This is a genomic window from Aggregatibacter sp. oral taxon 513, assembly GCF_018128305.1.
GTDB classification, from domain to species: Bacteria; Pseudomonadota; Gammaproteobacteria; order Enterobacterales; family Pasteurellaceae; genus Aggregatibacter; species Aggregatibacter segnis_A.
In genome coordinates this window covers 1727453-1753118 of the sequence record NZ_CP072381.1, presented here as the reverse complement: position 1 = coordinate 1753118, position 25666 = coordinate 1727453, and the positions used below count along the sequence as shown (strand labels likewise).

Annotated in this window: 20 protein-coding genes; 16 read left to right on the top strand and 4 right to left on the bottom strand. The window is 43.0% G+C overall.

The genetic code is table 11. The annotated features are described in order from the left end of the window. Positions 1 to 166: 166 nt before the first annotated feature. The 8 genes from rpoB to glmS all read left to right on the top strand — a co-directional run bounded on the left by rpoB (position 167) and on the right by glmS (position 14432). A complete protein-coding gene (gene rpoB, locus J5A60_RS08380) occupies positions 167 to 4195 on the top strand; it encodes a DNA-directed RNA polymerase subunit beta (RefSeq protein WP_109859791.1) in 4029 nt (1342 codons plus the stop codon). A gap of 102 nt (positions 4196 to 4297) precedes the next feature. Beyond that, on the top strand, positions 4298 to 8566 hold the full coding sequence (gene rpoC / locus J5A60_RS08375; RefSeq protein WP_212510065.1) for a DNA-directed RNA polymerase subunit beta': 4269 nt from the start codon (positions 4298 to 4300) through the stop codon (positions 8564 to 8566). Positions 8567 to 8731: 165 nt separating this feature from the next. Further along, positions 8732 to 9517 (top strand): NAD(+) diphosphatase, encoded by a 786-nt coding sequence (gene nudC, locus J5A60_RS08370; RefSeq protein ID WP_212510064.1) that lies wholly within the window; start codon positions 8732 to 8734, stop codon positions 9515 to 9517. 6 nt (positions 9518 to 9523) lie between these two features. Further along, on the top strand, positions 9524 to 10588 hold the full coding sequence (hemE, locus tag J5A60_RS08365; RefSeq protein ID WP_212510063.1) for a uroporphyrinogen decarboxylase: 1065 nt from the start codon (positions 9524 to 9526) through the stop codon (positions 10586 to 10588). Between the two features lie 17 nt (positions 10589 to 10605). After that, the gene (locus J5A60_RS08360) at positions 10606 to 11196 is read left to right on the top strand and encodes a YjaG family protein (protein ID WP_212510763.1); all 591 of its coding nucleotides are present in this window, start codon (positions 10606 to 10608) and stop codon (positions 11194 to 11196) included. 161 nt (positions 11197 to 11357) lie between these two features. Next, positions 11358 to 11630, top strand: a complete 273-nt coding sequence (locus J5A60_RS08355) for an HU family DNA-binding protein (protein WP_006719659.1) — start codon at positions 11358 to 11360, stop codon at positions 11628 to 11630. Between the two features lie 136 nt (positions 11631 to 11766). Next, positions 11767 to 12543: a DeoR/GlpR family DNA-binding transcription regulator gene (locus tag J5A60_RS08350; protein WP_109859786.1), complete on the top strand. Its 777-nt coding sequence runs from the start codon at positions 11767 to 11769 to the stop codon at positions 12541 to 12543. Between the two features lie 56 nt (positions 12544 to 12599). Then, entirely contained in the window at positions 12600 to 14432 is a 1833-nt protein-coding gene (gene glmS / locus J5A60_RS08345) for a glutamine--fructose-6-phosphate transaminase (isomerizing) (RefSeq protein WP_212510062.1), read from the top strand. 79 nt (positions 14433 to 14511) lie between these two features. Here glmS and J5A60_RS08340 read toward each other — a convergent pair whose 3' ends face one another. Continuing rightward, positions 14512 to 16011 (bottom strand): helicase HerA-like C-terminal domain-containing protein, encoded by a 1500-nt coding sequence (locus J5A60_RS08340; RefSeq protein ID WP_212510061.1) that lies wholly within the window; start codon positions 16009 to 16011, stop codon positions 14512 to 14514. A gap of 143 nt (positions 16012 to 16154) precedes the next feature. On the opposite strand from J5A60_RS08340, the gene J5A60_RS08335 reads away from it, so the two are divergent. The 5 genes from J5A60_RS08335 (at position 16155) to gltS (ending at position 19939) form a co-directional block, all read left to right on the top strand. Further along, positions 16155 to 16823 carry an MOSC domain-containing protein gene (locus tag J5A60_RS08335; protein WP_212510060.1) on the top strand — a complete coding sequence of 223 codons (669 nt, stop codon included), beginning with the start codon at positions 16155 to 16157 and terminating at the stop codon, positions 16821 to 16823. Positions 16824 to 16825: 2 nt separating this feature from the next. Further along, positions 16826 to 17299 (top strand): YchJ family protein, encoded by a 474-nt coding sequence (locus J5A60_RS08330; RefSeq protein ID WP_212510059.1) that lies wholly within the window; start codon positions 16826 to 16828, stop codon positions 17297 to 17299. After that, positions 17296 to 18132: a virulence factor BrkB family protein gene (locus J5A60_RS08325; protein ID WP_212510058.1), complete on the top strand. Its 837-nt coding sequence runs from the start codon at positions 17296 to 17298 to the stop codon at positions 18130 to 18132. Before J5A60_RS08330 ends, J5A60_RS08325 begins: the two co-directional genes overlap by 4 nt. Further along, positions 18129 to 18563 carry a D-aminoacyl-tRNA deacylase gene (gene dtd, locus J5A60_RS08320; RefSeq protein WP_212510057.1) on the top strand — a complete coding sequence of 145 codons (435 nt, stop codon included), beginning with the start codon at positions 18129 to 18131 and terminating at the stop codon, positions 18561 to 18563. Before J5A60_RS08325 ends, dtd begins: the two co-directional genes overlap by 4 nt. A gap of 167 nt (positions 18564 to 18730) precedes the next feature. Next, entirely contained in the window at positions 18731 to 19939 is a 1209-nt protein-coding gene (gene gltS, locus J5A60_RS08315; protein ID WP_212510056.1) for a sodium/glutamate symporter, read from the top strand. A 100-nt stretch (positions 19940 to 20039) separates the two neighbouring features. On the opposite strand, the gene J5A60_RS08310 is transcribed toward gltS, so the two are convergent. The 3 genes from J5A60_RS08310 to yejK form a co-directional block, all read right to left on the bottom strand. Further along, positions 20040 to 20738 carry a response regulator gene (locus J5A60_RS08310; RefSeq protein ID WP_212510055.1) on the bottom strand — a complete coding sequence of 233 codons (699 nt, stop codon included), beginning with the start codon at positions 20736 to 20738 and terminating at the stop codon, positions 20040 to 20042. Between the two features lie 48 nt (positions 20739 to 20786). Next, on the bottom strand, positions 20787 to 21197 hold the full coding sequence (gene bamE / locus J5A60_RS08305) for an outer membrane protein assembly factor BamE (protein ID WP_212510054.1): 411 nt from the start codon (positions 21195 to 21197) through the stop codon (positions 20787 to 20789). A 64-nt stretch (positions 21198 to 21261) separates the two neighbouring features. After that, positions 21262 to 22284, bottom strand: coding sequence for a nucleoid-associated protein YejK (yejK, locus tag J5A60_RS08300; protein ID WP_212510053.1), 1023 nt, complete (start codon positions 22282 to 22284; stop codon positions 21262 to 21264). Positions 22285 to 22408: 124 nt separating this feature from the next. Here yejK and J5A60_RS08295 point away from each other — a divergent pair, with 124 nt between their 5' ends. From J5A60_RS08295 to J5A60_RS08285, 3 genes are all read left to right on the top strand, one after another. Next, positions 22409 to 22630, top strand: coding sequence for a YejL family protein (locus J5A60_RS08295; RefSeq protein WP_109128789.1), 222 nt, complete (start codon positions 22409 to 22411; stop codon positions 22628 to 22630). Between the two features lie 7 nt (positions 22631 to 22637). Continuing rightward, positions 22638 to 24377, top strand: a complete 1740-nt coding sequence (locus tag J5A60_RS08290; RefSeq protein WP_212510052.1) for a DUF3413 domain-containing protein — start codon at positions 22638 to 22640, stop codon at positions 24375 to 24377. Between the two features lie 257 nt (positions 24378 to 24634). Beyond that, positions 24635 to 25624 carry an amidohydrolase family protein gene (locus J5A60_RS08285; protein ID WP_006719629.1) on the top strand — a complete coding sequence of 330 codons (990 nt, stop codon included), beginning with the start codon at positions 24635 to 24637 and terminating at the stop codon, positions 25622 to 25624. The last annotated feature ends 42 nt before the right edge of the window (positions 25625 to 25666 follow it).

The following is a 25666-nucleotide window of genomic DNA, read 5'->3' as shown; positions in this document are numbered from 1 at the left end:
TTTGTTTCCTCAAGTTAAACAAAGCATTTTAATTTGAGCTACCCACTAAAGAAGTAAGGTTCATAGTGCGGTCATCTAAAAACGGTATCTAATACATTATCACCAATATTTGTCACAAATATTGCGTGTTGATTGTGGGTCACTGAACAGCAAGCAGAGGAACCCTATGGTTTACTCCTATACCGAGAAAAAACGAATTCGTAAAGACTTCGGCAAACGTCCGCAAGTTTTAAATATTCCCTATTTATTAACAATCCAGCTTGATTCTTTTGAAAAATTTATTCAAAGAGATCCGGATGGTCAACAAGGCTTAGAAGCCGCTTTCCGCTCCGTATTCCCAATTGTTAGTACCAATGGAAATACCGAATTACAATATGTTAGCTATAGGCTAGGCGAGCCGGTGTTTGATGTGCGTGAATGTCAAATCCGTGGTACCACTTATGCGGCACCGTTACGTGTGAAATTACGCTTAGTTAGCTATGATAAAGATGCCGCGCCAGGCACGATCAAAGATATTAAAGAACAAGAAGTTTACATGGGTGAGATCCCATTAATGACCGATAACGGTACTTTCGTTATTAATGGTACTGAGCGTGTTATCGTGTCTCAATTACACCGTAGTCCGGGTGTATTCTTTGATAGTGACAAAGGTAAAACTCACTCTTCAGGTAAAGTGCTGTATAACGCACGTATTATTCCTTACCGTGGTTCATGGTTGGATTTTGAATTTGATCCGAAAGATAACTTATATGCCCGTATCGACCGTCGTCGTAAATTACCATCAACGATTATCTTACGTGCATTGGGTTACACCACTGAACAAATCTTAGATCTTTTCTTTGATAAAGTTGTCTTCGAAATTAAAGATAATAAATTGCTGATGAATTTAATGCCTGAACGTTTACGTGGTGAAACGGCAGCATTTGATATTGAAGCAAATGGCAAAGTGTATGTGGAACGTGGTCGTCGCATTACTGCTCGTCATATTAAAGCATTAGAAAAAGATAATATTAAACAAGTAGACGTACCGACTGAATATATCGTGGGTAAAGTTGCTGCGAAAGACTATGTCAATTTAGATACCGGCGAATTAGTTTGTGCGGCGAATATGGAGCTTTCTCTTGAGGTATTGGCGAAATTAGCACAAGCAGGCTATACCACAGTTGAAACCTTATTCACAAATGACTTGGATTACGGCCCATATATTTCCGAAACATTACGTGTTGATCCGTCTAGCGATCGTTTAAGTGCGTTGGTGGAAATTTATCGTATGATGCGTCCGGGTGAGCCACCGACAAAAGAAGCGGCAGAAGCGTTATTTGAGAATTTATTCTTCTCTTCCGACCGTTATGACTTGTCTGCGGTAGGCCGCATGAAATTCAACCGCTCTTTAGGGATTGAAGAAACCACCGGTAGTGGCACATTAAGTAACGAAGATATCGTGAGTGTCATGAAGAAATTGATCGAAATTCGTAACGGTCGTGGTGAAGTGGATGATATTGACCACTTAGGTAACCGTCGTATTCGTTCTGTGGGTGAAATGGCAGAAAACCAATTCCGTATTGGCTTAGTGCGTGTTGAGCGTGCAGTGAAAGAGCGCTTGTCTTTAGGTGATCTGGAAGCTGTGACACCACAAGATTTAATTAATGCGAAACCAATTTCTGCTGCGGTGAAAGAATTCTTTGGTTCATCTCAATTATCTCAATTCATGGACCAAAACAACCCATTATCAGAAGTTACACACAAACGTCGTATTTCTGCATTGGGACCGGGCGGTTTAACTCGTGAACGTGCCGGCTTTGAAGTGCGTGACGTCCATGCGACTCACTATGGTCGCGTGTGTCCGATTGAAACACCTGAAGGTCCGAACATCGGTTTGATTAACTCTCTTTCCGTTTATGCACGTACCAATGACTATGGTTTCTTAGAAACACCATATCGTAAAGTCGTCAATGGCCAAGTGACTGAAGAAATCGAATACCTTTCTGCGATTGAAGAAGGTAAATACGTTATCGCACAGGCGAACTCAAATCTTGATGAAGAGTTCCGCTTTACCGATGCATTTGTCACCTGTCGTGGTGAACATGGTGAATCAGGTCTTTATAAACCTGAAGAAATTCACTATATGGACGTTTCTACCCAACAAGTAGTTTCTGTGGCGGCAGCATTAATTCCGTTCTTAGAGCATGACGATGCGAACCGTGCCTTGATGGGTGCGAACATGCAACGTCAAGCGGTTCCAACCTTGCGTGCAGATAAACCATTAGTCGGTACCGGTATTGAGAAAGCGGTAGCGCTTGACTCCGGTGTTGCGGTTATTGCAAAACGCGGTGGTACGATTCAATACGTGGACGCTTCCCGTATCGTGGTGAAAGTCAATGAAGACGAAACCGTTGCGGGCGAAGCTGGTATTGATATTTATAACTTAATCAAATATACCCGTTCTAACCAAAACACCTGTATCAACCAAATTCCTTGTGTGGAATTAGGTGAACCGGTTGAGCGTGGTGAAATTTTGGCGGATGGTCCTTCTACCGATTTAGGTGAGTTGGCACTCGGTCAAAATATTCGTGTGGCGTTCATGCCGTGGAACGGTTATAACTTCGAAGACTCCATGTTAGTTTCCGAACGTGTCGTACAACAAGATCGTTTCACCACTATTCACATTCAAGAGCTTTCTTGTGTAGCACGTGATACCAAATTAGGTGCAGAAGAAATTACTGCAGATATTCCTAATGTCGGTGAGGCTGCATTAAGTAAATTGGACGAATCCGGTATCGTGTATATCGGTGCAGAAGTGAAGGGCGGCGATATTCTGGTCGGTAAAGTGACACCAAAAGGTGAAACCCAATTAACCCCGGAAGAAAAATTATTACGCGCGATCTTCGGTGAAAAAGCGTCTGATGTGAAAGACTCTTCGTTACGCGTACCAAACAGCGTTTCCGGTACCGTTATTGACGTACAAGTGTTTACCCGTGATGGCGTAGAAAAAGACAAACGTGCGTTAGAAATCGAAGAAATGCAATTAAAACAAGCGAAAAAAGACTTAAGCGAAGAGTTTGAGATCTTGGAAGCCGGCTTGTTTATGCGTGTCCGCAACCTATTGTTGTCCGGTGGTTTCGATGCGAAATCCTTAGATAAATTAGACCGCACTAAATGGTTGGAACAAACCTTAGATAACGAGGAAAAACAACACCAATTAGAGCAGTTAGCGGAACAACACGAAGAATTACGCAAAGAATTTGAACGTAAATTAGAAGTTCAACGCAACAAGATTATCCAAGGCGACGATTTGGCTCCAGGCGTGTTGAAAGTCGTTAAAGTGTACTTGGCGGTGAAACGTCAAATTCAACCGGGTGATAAAATGGCGGGGCGTCACGGTAACAAAGGGGTTATCTCAAAAATTAACCCTGTGGAAGACATGCCATACGATGAAAACGGTCAACCTGTTGAAATCGTATTGAACCCGCTGGGCGTTCCGTCCCGTATGAATATCGGTCAAATCTTAGAAACTCACTTAGGTTTGGCGGCAAAAGGTATCGGTGATCAAATTAACGCGATGATTAAACAACAACAATCTATCGCGAAATTGCGTGAATACATGCAGAAAGCCTATGACCTTGGCGGTGGTTCACAAAAAGTGGATCTCAGCACCTTTACTGACGAAGAAGTAATGCGTTTAGCGCAAAACTTGCGTAAAGGCTTGCCGATTGCGACACCGGTATTTGACGGTGCTCATGAAAAAGAAATTAAAGGCTTATTAGAGCTTGGTGGTTTACCGACTTCCGGTCAAATTACCCTTTATGATGGTCGTACAGGTGAGAAATTTGAGCGTCCGGTAACGGTAGGTTACATGTATATGCTCAAATTGAACCATTTGGTTGATGACAAAATGCACGCGCGTTCAACCGGTTCTTATAGTCTTGTTACTCAACAACCGTTGGGTGGTAAGGCGCAATTCGGTGGTCAACGTTTCGGTGAGATGGAGGTGTGGGCACTTGAAGCTTATGGTGCGGCTTACACCTTACAAGAAATGTTAACCGTGAAATCCGATGATGTGAACGGTCGTACGAAGATGTATAAAAACATCGTCAGCGGCAACCAACACATGGATCCGGGTACACCGGAATCTTTCAACGTAATTATGAAAGAAATCCGTTCACTTGGTATCAACATCGACTTGGACGAAGAATAAGTCAGGGTATTGACCCCTATTGAGCCCAAGTGCGGTCGATTTTAAAAACGTTTTGAAAAACGACCGCACTTGAATAAGTTTAACTCCGACAGGAGCAAATCTGTGAAAGACTTAGTTAAGTTTTTAAAAGCACAATCAAAAACCGCTGAAGATTTTGATGTGATTAAAATCGGTTTAGCCTCACCTGACATGATCCGTTCTTGGTCATACGGTGAAGTTAAAAAACCTGAAACAATCAACTATCGTACCTTTAAACCGGAACGTGACGGTCTTTTCTGTGCCCGTATCTTCGGACCGGTAAAAGATTACGAATGTTTGTGCGGTAAGTACAAACGCTTAAAACACCGCGGTGTGATTTGTGAAAAATGTGGCGTAGAAGTCACGCAAACTAAAGTTCGTCGTGAACGTATGGGGCATATTGAATTAGCCTCACCGGTGGCCCACATTTGGTTCTTAAAATCCCTGCCGTCCCGTATCGGTTTATTGTTAGATATGCCGTTGCGTGATATTGAACGCGTGCTTTATTTTGAATCTTACATTGTGATCGAACCGGGTATGACCGATCTTGAGCGCGGTCAGTTGTTAACCGAAGAACAATACCTTGACGCGGAAGACCGTTGGCAAGATGAGTTCGATGCTAAAATGGGGGCGGAAGCCATTCAAGCCTTATTGCGCGGCATCGATTTGGAAGCGGAATGCGAAAATTTACGCGAAGAATTACAAGAAACCAATTCCGAAACCAAACGTAAGAAAATCACTAAACGCTTAAAATTATTGGAAGCCTTCTTACAGTCCGGCAATAAACCGGAATGGATGGTGATGACCGTATTACCGGTGCTTCCACCGGATTTACGTCCGTTAGTGCCGTTAGACGGCGGTCGTTTTGCGACTTCCGACTTGAACGATTTATACCGTCGTGTCATCAACCGTAACAACCGTTTAAAACGTTTATTAGATTTAATCGCACCGGATATTATCGTGCGTAACGAAAAACGTATGTTACAAGAGTCCGTTGATGCGTTGTTAGATAACGGTCGTCGCGGTCGTGCAATTACCGGTTCTAACCGTCGTCCGTTAAAATCATTAGCGGATATGATTAAAGGTAAACAAGGCCGTTTCCGTCAAAACTTGTTGGGTAAACGTGTTGACTACTCCGGTCGTTCAGTAATTACCGTGGGTCCATACTTACGTTTACACCAATGTGGTTTGCCGAAGAAAATGGCATTGGAATTATTCCGTCCGTTTATCTATGCGAAATTAGAAAGCCGTGGTTATGCAACGACGATTAAAGCCGCGAAGAAAATGGTAGAGCGTGAAGACGCCATCGTTTGGGATATCTTGGCTGAAGTGATTCGTGAACACCCGATTCTATTGAACCGTGCGCCAACATTGCACCGTTTGGGTATCCAAGCGTTTGAACCGATCTTAATCGAAGGTAAAGCGATTCAATTACACCCACTTGTTTGTGCGGCGTTCAACGCGGACTTCGATGGTGACCAAATGGCGGTACACGTACCGTTAACGTTGGAAGCGCAATTAGAAGCGCGTGCGTTAATGATGTCTACGAACAACATCCTTTCTCCGGCAAACGGTGATCCGATTATTGTTCCGTCACAAGACGTGGTGTTGGGGCTTTACTACATGACCCGCGAAAAAGTGAACGGTAAAGGTGAAGGCATGTTATTGCAAGACCCGCGTGAAGCAGAAAAAGCCTATCGTACCGGTCAAGCAGAATTACATTCTCGCGTGAAAGTTCGTATTACAGAGTATGTGAAAAACGAAGCCGGTGAGTTTGAATCCAAAACGACGTTAACCGATACCACTATCGGCCGTGCGATTTTATGGATGATCGCGCCGAAAGGTATGCCGTTTAGCTTGTTTAACCAAACACTTGGTAAAAAAGCGATTTCTAAATTAATTAATGAAAGCTATCGTCGTTTAGGTTTAAAAGCCAGCGTCATGTTTGCAGACCATATTATGTATACCGGTTTTGCTTATGCTGCACGGTCAGGCTCTTCTGTTGGTATCGATGATATGGTCATTCCAGCGAAGAAATACGAAATTATTTCTGCAGCGGAAGAAGAAGTGGCTGAAATCCAGGAACAATTCCAATCCGGTCTTGTGACTGCCGGCGAACGTTATAACAAAGTGATCGACATTTGGGCTGCCGCCAACGAACGTGTTGCTAAAGCCATGATGGAAAACCTTTCTACGGAAGAAGTCATTAACCGTGAAGGGAAACTGGAAAAACAAGCGTCCTTCAACAGCATCTTCATGATGGCGGATTCCGGTGCGCGTGGTTCTGCGGCTCAGATTCGTCAGTTAGCGGGTATGCGTGGTTTGATGGCGCGTCCGGACGGTTCGATTATCGAAACGCCGATTACGGCAAACTTCCGTGAAGGTTTGAACGTTTTACAATACTTTATTTCCACCCACGGTGCGCGTAAAGGTTTGGCGGATACTGCGTTGAAAACAGCGAACTCCGGTTACTTAACCCGTCGTTTGGTTGACGTAGCGCAAGACCTCGTTATCGTAGAAGATGACTGTGGTACACACGAAGGTATCGTGATGACTCCGTTAATCGAAGGTGGCGATGAAAAAGTACCTCTACGCGAACAAGTTTTAGGCCGTGTCGTTGCTGAAGACATCTTAAAACCTGGCTCAGAAGAAGTGTTAATTCCACGCAATACATTATTAGATGAAAAATTGTGTGATGTGTTAGACGAAAACTCCGTGGACAGCGTGAAAGTACGTTCTGTTGTAACCTGTAATACCGACTTCGGTGTGTGTGCGAAATGTTACGGTCGTGACTTAGCGCGCGGTCACCTGATTAACCAAGGTGAAGCCGTGGGTGTTATTGCGGCACAATCTATCGGTGAGCCGGGAACACAGTTAACGATGCGTACGTTCCACATCGGTGGTGCGGCGTCTGCAGCAGCCAAAGAGTCTAGCGTACAAGTGAAAAACAACGGTACATTGCGTTTGGCCAATGCGAAATTCGTTACCAATAATGAAGGCAAATTAGTGTTAACATCTCGTAATACCGAATTAACCGTTGTGGATACCTTTGGTCGTACGAAAGAACACTATAAAGTGCCTTACGGTGCCATTTTGAACAAAGGCGATCAGCAAGATGTGAATGCCGGTGAAACCATTGCTAACTGGGATCCGCATACTATGCCTGTTATCTCTGAAGTAAGCGGTTTTGTAAAATTCGTGGATATCGTGGACGGTTTAACTGTTACCCGTCAAACCGACGAATTAACCGGTCTTTCTTCTATCGTGGTGCAAGACGTGGGTGAACGTGCGACAGCAGGTAAAGACTTACGTCCAGCGATTAAATTGGTTGATGACAAAGGTAATGATATTGTTATTCCGGGTACTGATGTTGTAGCGCAATACTTCTTACCAAGTAAAGCTATCGTGACCCTAGATGACGGCGCAGAAGTGCATATCGGTGATCCGTTAGCACGTATTCCGCAAGAATCCGTGGGAACGAAAGATATTACCGGTGGTCTTCCACGCGTGGCAGACTTGTTTGAAGCGCGTAAACCGAAAGAGCCTGCGATTTTAGCGGAAATCTCCGGTATCGTGTCCTTCGGTAAAGAAACCAAAGGTAAACGTCGCTTGTTGATTACTCCGGCAGAAGGCGAAGTGTACGAAGAAATGATTCCAAAATGGCGTCAATTGAACGTATTCGAAGGTGAAATGGTAGAACGCGGTGATTTAATCTCCGACGGTGCGGAAACACCACATGACATCTTACGTTTACGCGGTGTACACGCGGTAACCGAATATATCGTTAACGAAGTCCAAGAAGTTTACCGCTTACAAGGGGTAAAAATTAACGATAAACACATCGAAGTTATCGTACGCCAAATGTTGCGTAAAGCGATTGTTACCAAAGCTTACGACTCCGAATTCCTTGAAGGGGAACAAGTGGAAGTAGCTCGCGTGAAAATCGTTAACCGTAAACGTGAAGCGGAAGGCAAACCACCGGTGGAATTTGAACGTGAATTATTGGGTATTACCAAAGCGTCCTTGGCAACCGAGTCCTTCATCTCTGCGGCATCCTTCCAAGAAACCACTCGTGTGTTAACGGAAGCAGCGGTAGCAGGTAAACGCGATGAATTACGCGGTTTGAAAGAAAACGTCATCGTGGGTCGTCTGATCCCGGCGGGTACCGGTTTTGCGTATCACCAAAATCGTCACAAAAACCCAGCGGTTATCGCTGATGAAGATGTGCCGGTAAGACTATCGGCCGTGGATGAAGAAGAAATTGCTTCTGAATTCGTTATGACCTCTGAAGATGCTTCCGCCAGCTTAACTGAAATGTTAAACATGGTAGAAGATGACGAGCACGCGGAATAATATTCCCTCGTATAAAAACCCGAGCTAAACCTCGGGTTTTTTTATGGGCATGATTCGCTAAATGAAAAAATACCTTTTATAATGACCGCACTTTTTTCTTCTCAGAACAACAAAGTGCGGTGGAAAATTTAAGCGTTTTTCACGTATTTAAACGGGTGTTAAAAAATGAAATTAATTCAAGCTGAAGACAAGGGTTTTTGGCTTTTTACACAGGGTTCTACCATACATCTTGTTGATGGCAATCTTCCTTTTGGTTCTGCGGCTGAATTAGGTTTAACAGGGCATCATGCGCTTTTTCTTGGGGAGTGGTCAGCGCAACCGTTATATCTCGTGGAGCATCAACTGAATGATGCGCGTGTGTATTTTTCCTTACGTGATCTGCTGTCATTGCCGCAGGAACAATTTAATCTGCTTGCTCGTGGCGTTGAATTAAATCATTTTTACCAAACGCACCAATTTTGTGGTAAGTGCGGTGGCAAAACCGAACAAAAATCGGATGAGTGGGCAGTACAATGTCAAGTTTGCGGCTTTCGTACTTATCCTGTAATCTGCCCTTGTGTGATTGTTGCCGTTCGGCGAGGTTCGCAAATTTTGTTGGCAAATCATATGCGCCACAAAGGCGGCATGTACACGACGCTGGCAGGTTTTGTAGAAGTGGGTGAAACCTTTGAAGAGGCTGTACACCGTGAAGTTTGGGAAGAAACACAGATTGAAGTGAAAAATTTACGCTATGTTGGCAATCAGCCGTGGGCATTTCCTAATTCGCAAATGGTGGGCTTTTTGGCTGATTACGCAGCAGGAGAAATTCACATCCAACCGGAAGAAATTTACGATGCACAGTGGTTTGATTGTGAACAGCCTTTGCCGGAATTGCCACCACATGGCACTATTGCGCGTAAATTAATTGAAGCAACGCTTGTTTTATGTCAACAAGATAAAAATAAATCATGAGGTTTTATGAGTACATTAAAAAATGACCGTTATTTAAGAGCCCTTTTACGTCAACCTGTGGATATGACGCCGATTTGGATGATGCGCCAAGCGGGGCGTTATTTACCGGAATACAAGGCCACTCGTGCGCAAGCCGGTGATTTTATGTCCTTGTGTCGTAATGCGGATTTGGCCTGTGAGGTGACATTACAACCGTTGCGCCGTTATGCTTTGGATGCCGCGATTTTATTTTCCGATATTTTAACGATTCCTGATGCCATGGGACTCGGCTTAAGCTTTGGCGCCGGTGAAGGGCCGAAATTTGAACGGGTTATTGATAGCAAAAGTGCGGTGGAAAATTTACCTATTCCGGATCCGGAACAAGAACTGCAATATGTGATGAATGCGGTGCGCACGATTCGCCGTGAACTCAATGGTGAAGTGCCACTCATCGGCTTTTCCGGGAGCCCGTGGACATTGGCCACTTATATGGTAGAAGGCGGTTCTTCTAAAGCCTTTACGAAAATTAAAAAAATGCTATATAGCGAACCGCACTTATTACACGCCTTGTTAGATAAACTGGCAGACAGCGTGATTCTTTATTTAAATGCGCAAATTAAAGCCGGCGCCCAGGCGGTCATGGTGTTTGATACGTGGGGCGGCGTGTTGGCGCATCGTGAATATCCGGAGTTTTCCTTGCGTTATATGCACAAAATCGTAGATGGTTTGATTCGCGATCATGAGGGGCGTCGTGTGCCGGTCACCTTATTTACCAAAGGTGGCGGATTATGGTTAGAAGCCATTGCCGATACCGGTTGTGATGCCGTGGGCTTGGATTGGTCGGTGGATATCGCTGAGGCTCGTCGTCGCGTAGGGCATAAAGTGGCGTTGCAAGGCAACATGGATCCAAGCGTATTATATGCGCCTGCCGGCCGAATTGAAGACGAAGTGCGGTCAATTTTAGCGGCGTTTGGTGAAGGGAGTGGTCACGTATTTAATCTTGGGCATGGCATTCATCAGGATGTGCCGGAAGAAAGCCCGAAAGTGTTGGTAGATGCTGTACATCAACTCTCTAAACCTTATCATCGCTAAAGTGCGGAGAAAAAATGATGCGAAATCCAATTCAGAAACGTTTAGAAAATCTCGCCACTTGGCAACACATGACATTTATGGCTTGTTTGTGTGAGCGAATGTATCCCAACTACCATTTATTCTGCCAAATTACAGAACAACCACAAAACGCCAAGGTGTATCACAATATTTTGAATTTGGTGTGGGAATACTTAACGGTTAAAGATGCCAAAATTAATTTTGAAAATCAGTTAGAGAAGTTAGAAAACATTATTCCCGATGTGAATGACTATGATTTTTACGGTGTGGTTCCTGCATTGGATGCTTGTGAAGCATTATGTGAAGTATTACATACGATTATCGCTGGTGATTCATGTATTCAAGCAGTTAAGTTGAGTGAACTTTCTTTGCAAACCGTTGCTGATTTATTGGTCGAGCAAAATGGCCGTGAATTATCCGAAGCAGAACTAAAGGAAACGGAAGAAATTCAGCAGGAATTAGATGTGCAATGGCAGATTTATCGAGCATTGAAAGAGGCTGAAAAACACGACGTTGATTTGATCGCTGATTTAAAAAATGAGTTGCGTGAGGTGGGAATTTCTAATATTTGTATAAAAATTGACCAATAGTGTGATTTTTTACACAAAAATTAAAAATCGTGCTTTGTTTTCAAGGCAACTTAGATTAAGCTTTGCCTGCACTCACTGCAGTGATTCTGGTTTATTGAATAGGGTATCTTAAAATCCTTATTCAGCCACTGTTAAATTTCTTAAAAAGAAGGTACTAATCCATGAACAAAACAGACTTAATTGATGCTATTGCAAGCGCAGCTGAATTAAATAAAAAACAAGCTAAAGCAGCTTTAGAAGCAACTTTAGACGCAATCACCGGTAGTTTGAAAAAAGGTGAAGCTGTACAATTAATCGGTTTCGGTACATTTAAAGTAAACGCGCGTAAAGCTCGTACCGGTCGTAACCCACAAACCGGCGCAGAAATCAAAATTGCGGCTTCTAAAGTGCCAGCATTCGTTTCTGGTAAAGCATTAAAAGATGCTGTTAAATAATTAGTTCTGATATTTAATCTTCAAACCCTGTTTCCCGTAAACAGGGTTTTTTGTTGCCTATCTTTTTATTTACATCCTTTCTAAATGGCTATAAACTTTCGAACCGAAATTTAACTGGAACTATTTTGGTTTGGAAATGACTAAACGACACATTCAGCCTCGCAATACCCAACAACGCCGCCACGGCATCATGCAATTATTACTGGACCGCGGAGAAGTTAGCGTTGATCAGCTTGTCCAATTGTTTGATACATCGGAAGTGACGATTCGTAAAGACTTAACGGTGTTAGAAAACAATGGTTTTTTAGTGCGCCGTTACGGTGGGGCGATATTAATGCCGCAAGAACTCATTGAAGATGAGCAAGAGGATTTTCTTTCGGAACGAAAGTTGTCCATTGCTAAACGCGCAGCAGAACGTATTTTAGATCACAACCGCATTATTATTGATAGTGGTACTACAACGGCGGCATTGATTAAACAGTTGAATAATAAACAGGGATTGGTGGTGATGACCAACTCTATGTATGTGGCTAACGAACTCCGTTCCCTCGAAAATGAGCCCACCTTATTAATGACGGGGGGAACATGGGATAAGGCTTCAGAATCTTTCCAAGGTAAAGTTGCGGAACAAGTATTGCGTTCCTATAACTTTGATCAGTTGTTTATTGGGGCTGATGGGATTGATTTTGATCGAGGAACGACAACGTTTAACGAGTTAGTTGGCTTAAGTCAAGTGATGGCAGAGGTGGCTCGTGAAGTGATTGTGATGGTGGAATCACAAAAAATTGGTCGAAAGATGCCTAACGTTGAATTGGTATGGCAACAAATTGATGTATTGATTACGGACAATTTGTTGTCGGAAGAAAGTAAAAAACGCATAGAGGCACATGGCGTGGAAGTCATTTGTGCTTAAAAGTGCGGTTGTTTTGATGAGTGTTTTTTTAAATTGAATTTAGGAGAGCAAAATTTATGTGTGGAATTGTCGGTGCAGTCGCTCAACGTGATGTTGCAGAAATTTTAATTAACGGATTACATCGTCTTGAGTATCGCGGTTATGACTCTGCCGGTTTAGCCGTGGTGGATGCACAGCACGAATTACGACGTATTCGTTGTCTAGGTAAAGTTAAAGCACTTGATGAGGCGGTAGAAAAATCGCCAATTATTGGGGGCACGGGCATTGCGCATACCCGTTGGGCAACTCATGGCGCCCCTTCGGAAGATAACGCGCACCCGCACGTTTCCGGTAATTTTGCCGTGGTACATAACGGCATTATCGAAAATTATGAAGAATTACGGACATTGCTAAAATCCCGTGGTTATATTTTTACTTCTCAAACCGACACAGAGGTGATTGCGCATTTGGTGGAATGGGAAATGCGCAGTACAGAAAGTTTATTGGTTGCGGTACAAAAAGTCGTGAAGCAACTGGCCGGCGCGTATGGCATGGTCGTGATGGATCGCATGCATCCGGAACATTTAGTGGCGGCTCGTTCCGGTAGCCCATTAGTGATTGGTTTAGGAATCGGTGAAAATTTCCTCGCCTCAGACCAACTTGCATTATTAAGTGTCACTCGTCGTTTTATTTATTTAGAAGAAGGTGATATTGCGGAAATTACTCGCCGTTCTGTGGATATTTACGATCGCGATGGTAATAAAGTGGAACGTTGTATGAATGATTCCAATGCTGAGAATGATGCGGCAGAGAAAGGAAAATTCCGTCACTACATGCAGAAAGAAATTTACGAACAACCGACCGCACTGGTAAACACCATGCAAGGGCGTTTGACGCATGATAATTTAGTCATTGAGTCCATCGGCAATGGGGCGAAAGCGATTTTAGAGAACGTAGAACACATTCAAATTGTGGCCTGTGGCACCTCGTACAATTCCGGTATGGTGGCACGTTATTGGTTTGAAAGCTTGGCCGGTATCAGTTGCGATGTGGAAATTGCCTCCGAATTTCGCTATCGCAAGTTTGTGACCCGCCCGAACAGTTTATTGGTCACCATTTCTCAATCTGGTGAAACCGCTGATACTTTGGCGGCATTACGCTTAGCAAAACAAAAAGGCTATATGGCTGCGATGACCATTTGTAACGTTGCCAGTTCCTCGTTGGTGCGTGAATCGGATCTTGCCTTCATGACCCGTGCCGGTGTGGAAATCGGTGTGGCGTCTACCAAAGCCTTTACCACACAGTTGGCCGCGTTATTAATGTTGGTGGTCGCGGTTGGTAAAGCGAAAGGCACGCTCTCGACTGCGAAGGAACAGGAGATCGTGAAAGCGTTAGAAGCATTACCGGCAGAAATTGAAAAAGCCCTGGCTTTTGATCAACACATTGAGCAGCTCGCGGAAGATTTTGCTGAAAAGAACCATGCGTTATTTTTAGGTCGTGGCGCGTTTTACCCGATAGCCATGGAAGCATCGCTAAAATTAAAAGAAATTTCTTACATTCATGCGGAAGCCTATGCTGCCGGTGAATTAAAACACGGCCCGTTAGCGTTAATTGATGCGGATATGCCGGTGATTGTGGTAGCACCAAACAATGAATTACTGGAGAAAATCAAATCCAATATTGAGGAAGTTCGCGCACGCGGCGGTCAGTTGTATGTCTTTGCGGATAAAGAGGCGGGCTTTAGTGAAGCGGAAGGCATGAAAATTATCACTATGCCGACGGTGAACGATATTACTGCACCGATTTATTACACGGTACCGATGCAGCTGTTAGCCTATCACATTGCGCTCATTAAAGGCACCGATGTGGATCAGCCACGTAATTTAGCGAAAGCCGTCACGGTGGAATAATTCCCCTAAAAACAGCGGAAAAAGAAACCGCACTTTGGTTGTTCAGATCAAAGTGCGGTTATTTTTTTTATGATGAATTTTACTTCTTAAGCGCGCCCAAAATTCCCCGCATAATTTGTTTGGTGATTTGGCTGCGGATATTACGTCCTACGGCTTTTGCCACACCGCTGACCAATTCTTCCGTCACAGTCAGTTGCTCGCCACGTTTTTTCGTACCGAAGATCATGCGGCTGAGACTACCCATAATGCCGTTTTCTTCTTCCTGCTTGGCTTGTTCCGCTTGTTTTTGCGCTACGGCGGATAAATCCGCTTGTTGGCTTAATACCTCAAAAGCAGATTCGTTATCCACATAATCTTTATAGAAGGCATACAGATCGTCGTCTTTCACCCAAGCGGTGCGTTGTTCGGCGGTAATCGGCGCTAATTGGCTTTTCGGTGGGAAAATGTAAGCAATTTCCACCGGTGTCGGCATGCCTTTTTCATCTAAGAATGACACTAATGCCTGGCCCACACCGAGTGTTGAAATGGTTTCAATCACATTAATGTTCGGATTAGCACGGAAGGTTTCTGCGGCTGATTTCACCGCCTTTTGATCGCGTGGCGTAAAGGCGCGCAAGGCGTGTTGCACGCGGTTGCCTAATTGACCGAGTACGGTATCCGGTAAGTCCAACGGGTTTTGGGTCACGAAATAAATACCCACGCCTTTGGAACGAATCAAACGCACAACCTGTTCCACTTTATCCACCAACACACTTGGTGCGCCGTCAAACAACAAATGCGCTTCGTCAAAGAACATCACGAATTTTGGTTTGTCGGGGTCACCCACTTCCGGTAGCTGTTCAAATAATTCCGCCATCAACCAAAGCAAGAACGCGCTGTACATAAGTGGAGAGTTAATTAATTTTTCCGAATTAAGCACATTGATGACGCCGCGGCCGTCACGGGTTTGTAGCCAGTCATCTAAGTTTAGTGCCGGTTCACCGAATAAATTTGCCGCGCCTTCGTTTTCTAAGGTTAATAAGGCACGTTGAATGGCGCCCACACTGGCGGCAGACACGTTGCCATATTCCACTTGGAAGGTTTTGGCATTTTCTGCCACATATTTCAGCATGGCACGCAAGTCTTTTAGGTCGATAAGCAATAAGCCTTTGTCATCCGCCACACGGAACACGAGGTTGAGCAAGCCTTCTTGCGTTGCGTTAAGATTTAATAAACGGGAGAGCAACAATGGCCCCATTTCAGAAATGGTGGTACGGAGCGGAATGCCGGTTTCACCGAACACATCCCAGAAGGAGACTGGGTAGCCGCTCAAATAGCTTTCGCCGCCTAAATTGAATTGTTCGATACGCTCGGCGATTTTGCCTTGCATCGCACCCGGTTGCACTAAGCCGGAAAGGTCGCCTTTCACGTCCACTAAAAACACCGGTACGCCGTCGTCACTAAAGGCTTCCGCCATTTTGCGTAATGTCACGGTTTTACCCGTGCCGGTGGCGCCGGCAATTAAACCGTGGCGGTTCGCCATTTTCGCGGTGATACCAAGTTGTTGGTTTTGGCTGGTTTGGGCGAGTAAATATTGCATATTTTTTGTTCCTAATTGATTGCGTATTAAGCGAGGCATGATATTTAAAAAACAAAGTGCGGTCAAAAAATTCAGTGTTTTTACGTTATAATCAGCCACATTTTATTAGTTTATTGATTTATTCGCGTGATTTGGAGTGAGGTATGTCAAAAGCAGAAGTTTTAATCATAAAAATTGGGGAAGTTGCACAATTGACCTTTGCCGATGGATCGCAATATGAAAGTGCTATTCGCAAGCTACCGGTAGAAGCTGTGAATATTCATTCGCTCGGTGCGGAAGGCAATGATGTGGGATTAAAAGCCCATCACGGCGGCGTGGATAAGGCGCTTTTTTTTATGTCGGCAGATTCTTTCCCTGCGTTAAATGCGTTATTGGATGAAAATTTTTCTTACCAAGGTACGGCGGTTTACGGCGAGAATTTTGTGGTTTCTGAATTGAACGAAGATTCCGTATGTGTGGGAGACCGTTTTCAAATCGGTACTTGTGTGGTGGAAGTGTCGCAGCCGCGTAAACCTTGTGAGCGCTTGTCAAAAAATACCAATAATTCGAATACACAACAAACCGTGTATCGTTCCGGTTGGTCGGGCTGGTATGTACGGGTGGTACAAGCTGGCGTAATTCATAAAGGTGATCAGCTGGTATTGTTGAGCCGTCCGCATCCTGGATTTACCATTCGCCATTTGAACCGTTTATTGTCAGCCCCCGAACACACGGACGAGTTAGAACAAGCCTTGGCGCTTGAGGTGTTGGCACCGGCCTTTAAGCGTTCGTTAAATTCACAACTGATGAAATTACAAGAAAAACAGAGTTAAACATGACCGCACTTTTAGATTCAGCTTGCCCTTGTCAATCGAATAAATCTTACGGGGATTGTTGTGGGCGTTTTCATACACATGCCCAATTCCCTGAAACTGCTGAGCAACTCATGCGTTCTCGCTATGCCGCTTATGTGTTGAAAAATGTGCCTTATATTGTGGACACTACCGTGCCGAACCAACAGGCGCTACTCAACGTACAAGCCATTGAAGCATGGGCGGAGGAAACACAATGGTTGGGATTGCAAATTTTGAACACGGAAAGCTTAACGAAAACCCAAAGTGCGGTGGAATTTCACGCCGTTTTTCAAGGTGAGGAAGGGGAACAGACGCATCATGAGCGGTCGATTTTTGTGAAAATTGACGGGCGTTGGTATTTTGTCGATCCAACGGTGCCACTGCCGACGATGAAACAACCTTGCGTGTGTGGTTCCGGCAAAAAATTTAAGCATTGTTGCGGAGGCTTTTTATGAGTGAGTGGAAAACGTTTGGTGCGGTCTTTTGGCAGCGTTTTAATCAGAATAAATTAGCCCAAGCTGCCGGTTATTTAACGTACAGCACCATGCTTGCCATTGTGCCGTTGATTATGGTGGTGTTTTCTATTTTCTCGGCATTTCCGGTGTTTAATGAAGTAACGGGTGCGTTGAAAGAGTTTATTTTCACCAATTTTGCCCCGTCGGCAAGTGATATGGTGGGTCAGTACATTGATGAATTTGTGAATAATTCCAAAAAAATGAGTGCGGTGGGGATTATCAGCTTGATTGTCGTGGCACTGATGTTGATTAATTCTATCGATCGCACGCTAAACAGCATTTGGCAGGATACCGGCACGCGGCCGATTTTTACGTCTTTTGCGATTTATTGGTTGATTCTGACACTTGGCCCGCTGTTAGTGGGTGTCAGTATCGCTGCCAGCACTTATGTTAAAGCCATGTTTGAGAGCGCAGCCAGCTTTTCTTTTGGACTGAAACTGTTAAGTTTTGTGCCGTTTTTATCCACGTGGTTTATTTTCACGATGATTTATATGGTGGTGCCGAATAAAAAAGTCAGCATCAAACATTCCGCTGCCGGTGCGTTGATTGCCGCGGTGTTTTTCACCTTGGGTAAGCAAGCGTTTGCTTGGTACATCATGACGTTCCCGTCTTATCAATTAATTTATGGTGCGATGGCCACCCTGCCAATTATGTTGCTGTGGATTCAGTTAAGCTGGACGGTCGTGTTGCTCGGCGCGCAATTAGCCGCTGTGTTGGCAGAAGTGCGGTCAAAAAAAATGATGAATTTAGAACAAAGTGAGGAAACAAAATGATCGCATTAATTCAGCGCGTCTCCAGTGCAAAAGTGGAAGTTGACGGTGAAATCGTTGGGCAAATTGGCAAAGGTCTGCTGGTGCTGTTAGGCGTGGAAAAGGATGACGACCGACAAAAGGCAGATAAGTTGGCGGAGAAAGTCCTGAATTATCGTGTTTTCAGCGATGCAGATGACAAGATGAATTTGAACGTGCAACAAGTGGCTGGCGAAGTCTTGGTGGTGTCGCAATTTACCTTGGTGGCGGATACCCAAAAAGGGCTTCGCCCGAGTTTTTCCAAAGGCGCAACACCATCGTTAGCAAACGAACTTTATGAATATTTTACACAAAAGTGCGGTGAAAAAGTGAAAGTGGAATGCGGCCGATTTGCAGCGGATATGCAAGTGAGTCTAGTAAATGAGGGGCCGGTCACATTTTGGCTAAATAGTTAGAACTTGATAAAATCTTTTTGAGTTTTTTGTAGAAGCAATGTTTTTTTTCTGTTAAATTTAAATTCCTTTTGTGATTGATAGAAATTTTTATCCTTCGCATAAATTTATTTTATATCAAATCATTAGTAATGATTTTGTATAAATAATCATCATAAAGAGGTTATTCTATGAATTTTAATACCTATGAAACTCTTGCTTTAGCAGGATTTGTGCTCTTGCTAGGATACTTTTTAGTAAAACGTATCTCCCTATTAAAAAACTACAATATTCCGGAACCTGTTGTTGGCGGCTTTCTTGTCGCGATCATCTTAACGGTATTATATCAAGGTTGGGGTATTTCTTTTACCTTTGATACGGGTTTACAAACATCGATGATGTTAGTCTTTTTCTCTTCTATCGGTTTAAGTGCTAACTTTGCCCGTTTGATTAAAGGTGGAAAACCCTTAATTATTTTTGTGGTTGCCGCAGGGATTTTGATTGCATTACAAAATATAGTCGGTGTTGCCGGTTCTTTGTTGCTTGGGATTGATCCTGCTTACGGTTTGATTGCCGGTTCGGTTACCTTAACCGGTGGTCATGGTACAGGTGCAGCGTGGGCCAAAACCTTTACTGAAACATTTGGCTTACAAGGTGCGACAGAGCTTGCTATGGCCTGTGCGACATTTGGTTTGGTGTCCGGTGGTATTATCGGTGGGCCGGTAGCGCGTCATTTATTGAAAAAAATGCACCGTGATGAAAGCCCGGAAAATGAAGACAATAGCGACATTCAAGAAGCGTTTGAACACCCGACTTTCCAACGTAAAATTAATACCCGTTCATTAATTGAAACCATCACTATGTTGGCGTGTTGTTTACTTATCGGGCAATTCTTAGATGCGCAAACAAAAGGCACCGCACTTGCATTACCTACCTTTGTATGGTGTTTGTTCACCGGGGTAATCATTCGCAACACCTTAACGCACATCTTCAAATTTAATGTGGCGGATGCGGCTGTTGATGTGTTAGGTAACGTTGGGTTGTCTCTGTTCTTGGCTATCGCATTAATGTCTTTGAAATTATGGCAATTGGCCGGCTTGGCATTACCGGTAATGGTAATCTTAGCTGTTCAAGTTGTTTTAATGGCCGCATTTGCAATCTATGTGACTTATCGCATGATGGGCAAAGACTATGATGCGGTTGTGTTAAGTGCAGGTCACTGTGGTTTCGGTCTTGGTGCGACACCAACTGCTGTTGCAAATATGCAAGCAATTACGAGCCGTTTTGGACCATCACACAAAGCATTCTTAATCGTACCAATGGTTGGTGCATTCTTTATTGACCTAGTGAATGCCGCCGTATTGAAAGGCTTTATGGTTGTGGTGACATCCCTGCATTAATTGCTAGGTATTTAGTTATAAAAAAGAACCCTATTGAGAAATCGATAGGGTTCTTTTTTTTGATGGAAACTTTTTAAGTGCGGTCTATTTGAGCGGAATTTTAGTTATTTTTAAGCAGAATATACCCTTTGCCTCTGACGGTTCTAAACCAAGGTAAGCCATTTTCTCGGCTAGGCAATTTTTTGCGTAAATTGGACATATGCATATCTATGGCACGATCAAAAGGCGTTAACAGCTTATTGAGGATCGCCACACTTAATTCTTCACGAGTCATCAATATATTCGGGCGTTTAACGAATTGGAGAAGCAACGCAAATTCAGTATGGGTTAATTCAATTGGGGTGCTACCAAAAAAAAGTTGCTGGGTTTCCGGATGGAGCGTCAATAAATCAAATTTAATTTGTTCTGATGTTGCGGAATGCGGTTCGATAAAGTTGGCTTGTTGCCCACTTCGACGCAAAAGCATTTTTATTCTGATAATGAGTTCATGCGCGTTAAAAGGTTTTACTAAATAGTCATCAGCACCCAGCTCTAAGTACAGGATTCGACTCATCGCATCATTTTGGGCGTTTAAGATGATAAGCGGTGTGGAATAATGTTTCCGGATTTGTTTGAGAGTTGCGATGCCGTTCCATGTGGGAGCAATCACATCTAATAAGATAAGATCGTAAGACAGATCAAGTTGCTGTGCTATTTGATCTGTCTTTGCGATAGTGACCCGGAAACCTTCCAATGTCAGGAAGTTGGCGAGCAATTCAGATAATTCAGTATCATCATCGACAAGTAAGATTTTGGGCATAAAGAAAACCGTGTTTATGTCAATCTATACGATGAAACTTTAAGACTATTACCAGAATTTCCACCAGCTCTTTGAGGGAGCACTTGGTCCGTTGATAATCGTATTATTGACTTCTACTTGGCCGCTATTTGGTAATGGTTTATCTAAATCGACATTAGTCACAATACCACCTTGGTCGAAGTTGACGACCAATGTATGTTGTTCCGGTGTTTCATAAGCTTTTTGTTGTAGGAAAACGTAGTACCAAGTTTGGTTGCTGTATGGATCGATGAGAACCGGTGTACCTAACAAATACTGAACTTGCTGTGCTGTCATACCGGTCTTAACTTGAGCCACAGTTTCTGCTTGCAAGTAGTTGCCTTGCGGCACGTCAATACGATAAACAATTTTGTTAACGCTCGAACAGGCAGTTACGCTGAGTGCCAAAATGAGTGTGGTTAGAACAGATTTGAATTGCATTTTTGCTTTTTATCCTCTGTAAATAGTTGCAATGATCATACTGAAAGTTTAGTGCATTGCCAAATTAATTCAATGCTTTTAACCGGCGCTGTAATTGATCCCGTAAATTCGGTGGAAGCCCTTTGATGGTTAAAGTATCGGCTGCCTCATCCCAAATGATTCGCTGATCAATTAATTCGGCATCAAAGCTAATGGTAACGCCTTTGCCGGAGCCGGAAAATTTGGTCAACGATTTAAGTGCGGTGCGTACCGGCGGAATATTTTCTTCCAGACCGTAGTTTTGTTCTTGGGTAAACGCCATAAAAGGTTGCTGGTTTAGAGTCGGCAGCTTATTGGAAAGTTCCGCTAATTCAATTTCTTCTCCACTGTTTAATTGACCTTTGCAATATTCAAATACTTGTTTTTTCACCGCTTGCGTTTGCTCTCGGTTTAATTCGCCTTGAACACAATAATCATCAACCGCTTGTAATAAGCATTGGTTTTGTACTTGCGGATTTAATCCTTCCTCTGCACCAAGAAAATCCATAAAAAAGTCAGCAATTTTCCGTCCAACGCGACCTTTAATGAAGGTTAAATAGCGGTTTGAGTTTGCATTCAGTTGTAAATCCGTCAAATTAATCCGGGCAGCAATGTCGAATTGGGTAATATCAAGATATTCTGTACGTTGAATTTCTAACTGTTCGTTAACTAGCATACTGATTCGGCTATCTAGCAATGCGATAAATAAATAGTCGGTGGCTAAAAAGTTGTACTGACACAGCACCAATGTACCGTTATCAGCAAAGTTATACTTGCTTAATTCGTTGATGAGTAAATGTGTTGATTCATGACTAAAAGGCAGAAAGTCTAATTCATTTTCCAATAAACGATTCAAACTTTGTGCAAAAATAGATGATTCCTGAAAGATGCCATAGCCTTTGGCTTTATTTTGATAGCCTTGATGAAGTTGTAACATCATTTGTTCCACTTCAGGCGTGATAGCGAGTAGTTGTTCCCGCAAAACAGCGGTTAATTGAGGAGAATTTTCAGCTTCTTCATTAGATTTAACAACTTGATGAAGAATCATTTGTTTAACGGTAATGCTCATAAATTTGCCTCTAAAAAATTTCTGCTATTATAACCGCACTTTTTAACAGAACTAACAAAATATGTTAGGATTAGCGCAATTATCAGTTAATATAAACGGCATTTTAAACCGGTAAATTATCACTATGGCAATCCAATCTAAATATCAAGATAAACAAATTGATGCGATCTTAAATGACATGATTGCAGTGCTTGAGAAACATCAGGCGCCTCTAGACTTATCCTTAATTGTTCTCGGTAACATGACCACAAATTTACTTACCGGTAGCGTGGGCAAACAGCAACAACAAGTCTTAGCGCAAGCATTTTCTGACGCCTTACTCAACTCTATTAAAACGGCAAAATAATTAGCGTATGTGGACATTTAAAAGCAGACAATATCGTGAAGAAACCTCACAGAAAATTTCTTGGGGTCACTGGTTTGCTTTTTTTAATATTCTTTGGGCTGTTTTTATTGGTGCCCGTTATGCGTTTATCATTGATTGGCCGGATACGTTATTCGGCAAAATTTACTTCTTTATCAGCTTACTTGGGCATTTTAGTTTTATTGTTTTCGCCTTTTATTTGCTAGTCATTTTTCCGCTCAGTTTCATTGTTAAAAACCACCGCACTTTTCGTGGACTGACGGTCATTCTTGCAACGATTGGCAACACTTTGTTGTTGGTGGATACCGAAGTATTCTTGCGTTTTAACTTGCACTTGTCGTCATTAGTCTGGAATCTCTTAGTTAACCCGGAGAACGGAGAGTTATCGCGCAACTGGCAAATTTTCTTTGTGCCGATGCCATTGATTTTATTGGTGCAAATGTTGTTTTCCCGCTGGTCTTGGCAAAAACTGCGTAGCTTAGAACGCCAAAAATGGCTAAAAGCAGTGGGCGTCTTTTTTGTTTGCACCTTTAGTGCAACTCACCTAATTTATGCATGGGCAGATGCCTATTTATACCGTCCTATCACCATGCAACGTTCTAATTTTCCTTTGTCTTATCCGATGACAGCACGTTCCTTTTTAGAGAAACACGGTTTCTTAGATAAAGCAGAATATGCACAACGTCTCACACAAGAGGGGCGATTAGATGCCTTAGCCATCGACTATCCGAAAAACCCGTTAGTCTTTGCTGAGCAACAGGAAAATACCAATATCCTCTTAATTACGCTTTCCGGTTTACGACATGATGTGATAGATGCGGAAAAAATGCCGAATTTGGCACAATTTGCAGAGAATTCGACACAATTTATCAATCATTACAGCAGTGGAAATAACGATAATACAGGGCTAGTCGGATTGTTTTATGGCCTCAATGGCAGTTATACCGACAGCTTGCTCAGCAATAAAACCCCTTCTGTGTTAGTGGAACGTTTAACACAACAACAATATGCGCAAGGCGTGTTTTCTTCTAAAAAGATGGATGCGGGTATTTTCCGTCGTGCCATTTATCCAAAAACGAAGCTTGTTGCGGAGAATGGTAATCAGGCCGCGATTCGTTCTTTCACGCGTTGGTTGGATACCGCAAAAACGCAGAATAAACCGTTTTGGGGGCATTTAAGCTTGAATATCGAACCCAATCTTACGCAAGAGAAATATGAGCAGCAGCTGGCAGATATTGATGCGTCATTAGGACAGTTGTTGCCCGAGTTAAATTTGCCAAATACCCTTGTGATTATTACCGCTGAGCATGGCTATACGTTCAAAAAATTATCAGAAAAAGAAGAAACGAATTATTTTTCGCGTGATGAAGTACAAGTGCCAATGATTGTTCACTGGAATGGTTTGGCAACCGGGAAAATCTCCAAGTTAACTTCACATGTGGATTTAGTGCCGGCTTTAATGAAGCATATTTTTAAAGTGAAAAATCCGATTGCTGATTATGCACAAGGGCGAGATTTGTTCGATCTTACTTCTAGTGTGGATTGGGTTTTGGTATCTAATTATCGTTGGAATGTGATCGTTCAACCGGATGGCACGCAATATCATATTGATAATCGTGGAAACTATGAAAAATACGACCGCACTTATCAAAAAATGTCATCTGAAAGACCGCCTTTAGGATTGTTTTTAGACGCCTTTAGTCAGGAGCGTTCTTTTTTAGAAAAATGATGAAATAGTCGCTGACCGATAGCTAAAATCAATTATATTTTTGTAGCAGCGAGTTTTATACTAGCGCGCAATTCCATCAGGACAAATAAGATGTTATTAATTAAAAATCTGAGAATTTTTCATAACATTGTTCGTTATTTCAATGAATTATCATTGAACCTCTTTCTATTTTCAATTAATAAGCCATCCTCTTTCATGAGGATTTTTTTCTATTTGCTCCCTGCCCGTTTCCAAAACTTACTCATTACGGAGTCGTTATGACCAAAAATCACGTTCGTAGTTTTAAAACTTATATTCGGGATGAAATCATCAAAAAAGGGGGCTGGGTAAATGCTCATGCCCACGCGGATCGTGCTTTTACTATGACGCCGGAAAAAATTGGCATTTACCAAAGTTGCAATTTACAACAAAAATGGGACTTGGTGGATGAAGTAAAACGTACGTCTTCCGTGGATGATTACTATGCCCGTTTCTGCCAATCTATTGAATTAATGATTTCTCAAGGGGTAACGGCTTTCGGAACCTTTGTTGATATCGACCCGGTGTGCGAAGACCGCGCGATTATCGCGGCACATAAAGCCCGTGAAGTGTATAAACATGACATCGTATTGAAATTCGCTAACCAAACCTTAAAAGGCGTGATTGAGCCAACAGCACGTAAATGGTTTGATATTGGTTCTGAAATGGTCGATATGATCGGCGGTTTGCCCTATCGCGACGAGCTAGACTATGGTCGCGGTTTGGAAGCGATGGATATTTTGTTGGATAAGGCGAAATCTTTAGGGATTATGTGCCATGTGCATGTGGACCAATTTAACTCGCCAACCGAAATTGAAACCGAACAACTATGTGACAAAACCATTGAACATGGGATGCAAGGACGTGTTGTGGCGATTCACGGGATTTCTATCGGTTCACATTCCAAAGAGTATCGTTATCGTCTCTATGAAAAAATGCGCCAAGCGCAAATGATGATGATTGCTTGCCCGATGGCGTGGATTGATAGTAATCGTAAAGAAGAACTTATGCCTTTCCATAATGCGTTAACACCGGCTGATGAAATGATTCCGGAAGGTATCACGGTAGCGATTGGCACGGATAATATTTGTGATTACATGGTGCCGTTGTGTGAAGGGGATATGTGGCAAGAATTAAGTTTGCTGGCTGCAGGTTGCCGCTTCCCTGATTTAGACGCTATGGTGAATATTGCCAGTATTAATGGTCGTAAAGTTTTGGGATTGGATTAACTCTCTGAGTTCATATCAAAAATACCGAGCAATTGCTCGGTA

What these genes read in the sequence shown, in the direction of transcription:
- gltS (WP_212510056.1), top strand. Translation starts at nt 18,731, where the DNA reads ATGAATTTTAATACCTATGAAACTCTTGCTTTAGCAGGATTTGTGCTC.
- J5A60_RS08360 (WP_212510763.1), top strand. Translation starts at nt 10,606, where the DNA reads ATGCGAAATCCAATTCAGAAACGTTTAGAAAATCTCGCCACTTGGCAA.
- rpoB (WP_109859791.1), top strand. Translation starts at nt 167, where the DNA reads ATGGTTTACTCCTATACCGAGAAAAAACGAATTCGTAAAGACTTCGGC.
- hemE (WP_212510063.1), top strand. Translation starts at nt 9,524, where the DNA reads ATGAGTACATTAAAAAATGACCGTTATTTAAGAGCCCTTTTACGTCAA.
- J5A60_RS08355 (WP_006719659.1), top strand. Translation starts at nt 11,358, where the DNA reads ATGAACAAAACAGACTTAATTGATGCTATTGCAAGCGCAGCTGAATTA.
- J5A60_RS08290 (WP_212510052.1), top strand. Translation starts at nt 22,638, where the DNA reads ATGTGGACATTTAAAAGCAGACAATATCGTGAAGAAACCTCACAGAAA.
- J5A60_RS08310 (WP_212510055.1), bottom strand. Translation starts at nt 20,738, where the DNA reads ATGCCCAAAATCTTACTTGTCGATGATGATACTGAATTATCTGAATTG.
- bamE (WP_212510054.1), bottom strand. Translation starts at nt 21,197, where the DNA reads ATGCAATTCAAATCTGTTCTAACCACACTCATTTTGGCACTCAGCGTA.
- J5A60_RS08330 (WP_212510059.1), top strand. Translation starts at nt 16,826, where the DNA reads ATGACCGCACTTTTAGATTCAGCTTGCCCTTGTCAATCGAATAAATCT.
- J5A60_RS08335 (WP_212510060.1), top strand. Translation starts at nt 16,155, where the DNA reads ATGTCAAAAGCAGAAGTTTTAATCATAAAAATTGGGGAAGTTGCACAA.
- nudC (WP_212510064.1), top strand. Translation starts at nt 8,732, where the DNA reads ATGAAATTAATTCAAGCTGAAGACAAGGGTTTTTGGCTTTTTACACAG.
- J5A60_RS08285 (WP_006719629.1), top strand. Translation starts at nt 24,635, where the DNA reads ATGACCAAAAATCACGTTCGTAGTTTTAAAACTTATATTCGGGATGAA.
- dtd (WP_212510057.1), top strand. Translation starts at nt 18,129, where the DNA reads ATGATCGCATTAATTCAGCGCGTCTCCAGTGCAAAAGTGGAAGTTGAC.
- J5A60_RS08350 (WP_109859786.1), top strand. Translation starts at nt 11,767, where the DNA reads ATGACTAAACGACACATTCAGCCTCGCAATACCCAACAACGCCGCCAC.
- yejK (WP_212510053.1), bottom strand. Translation starts at nt 22,284, where the DNA reads ATGAGCATTACCGTTAAACAAATGATTCTTCATCAAGTTGTTAAATCT.
- J5A60_RS08295 (WP_109128789.1), top strand. Translation starts at nt 22,409, where the DNA reads ATGGCAATCCAATCTAAATATCAAGATAAACAAATTGATGCGATCTTA.
- glmS (WP_212510062.1), top strand. Translation starts at nt 12,600, where the DNA reads ATGTGTGGAATTGTCGGTGCAGTCGCTCAACGTGATGTTGCAGAAATT.
- J5A60_RS08325 (WP_212510058.1), top strand. Translation starts at nt 17,296, where the DNA reads ATGAGTGAGTGGAAAACGTTTGGTGCGGTCTTTTGGCAGCGTTTTAAT.
- J5A60_RS08340 (WP_212510061.1), bottom strand. Translation starts at nt 16,011, where the DNA reads ATGCAATATTTACTCGCCCAAACCAGCCAAAACCAACAACTTGGTATC.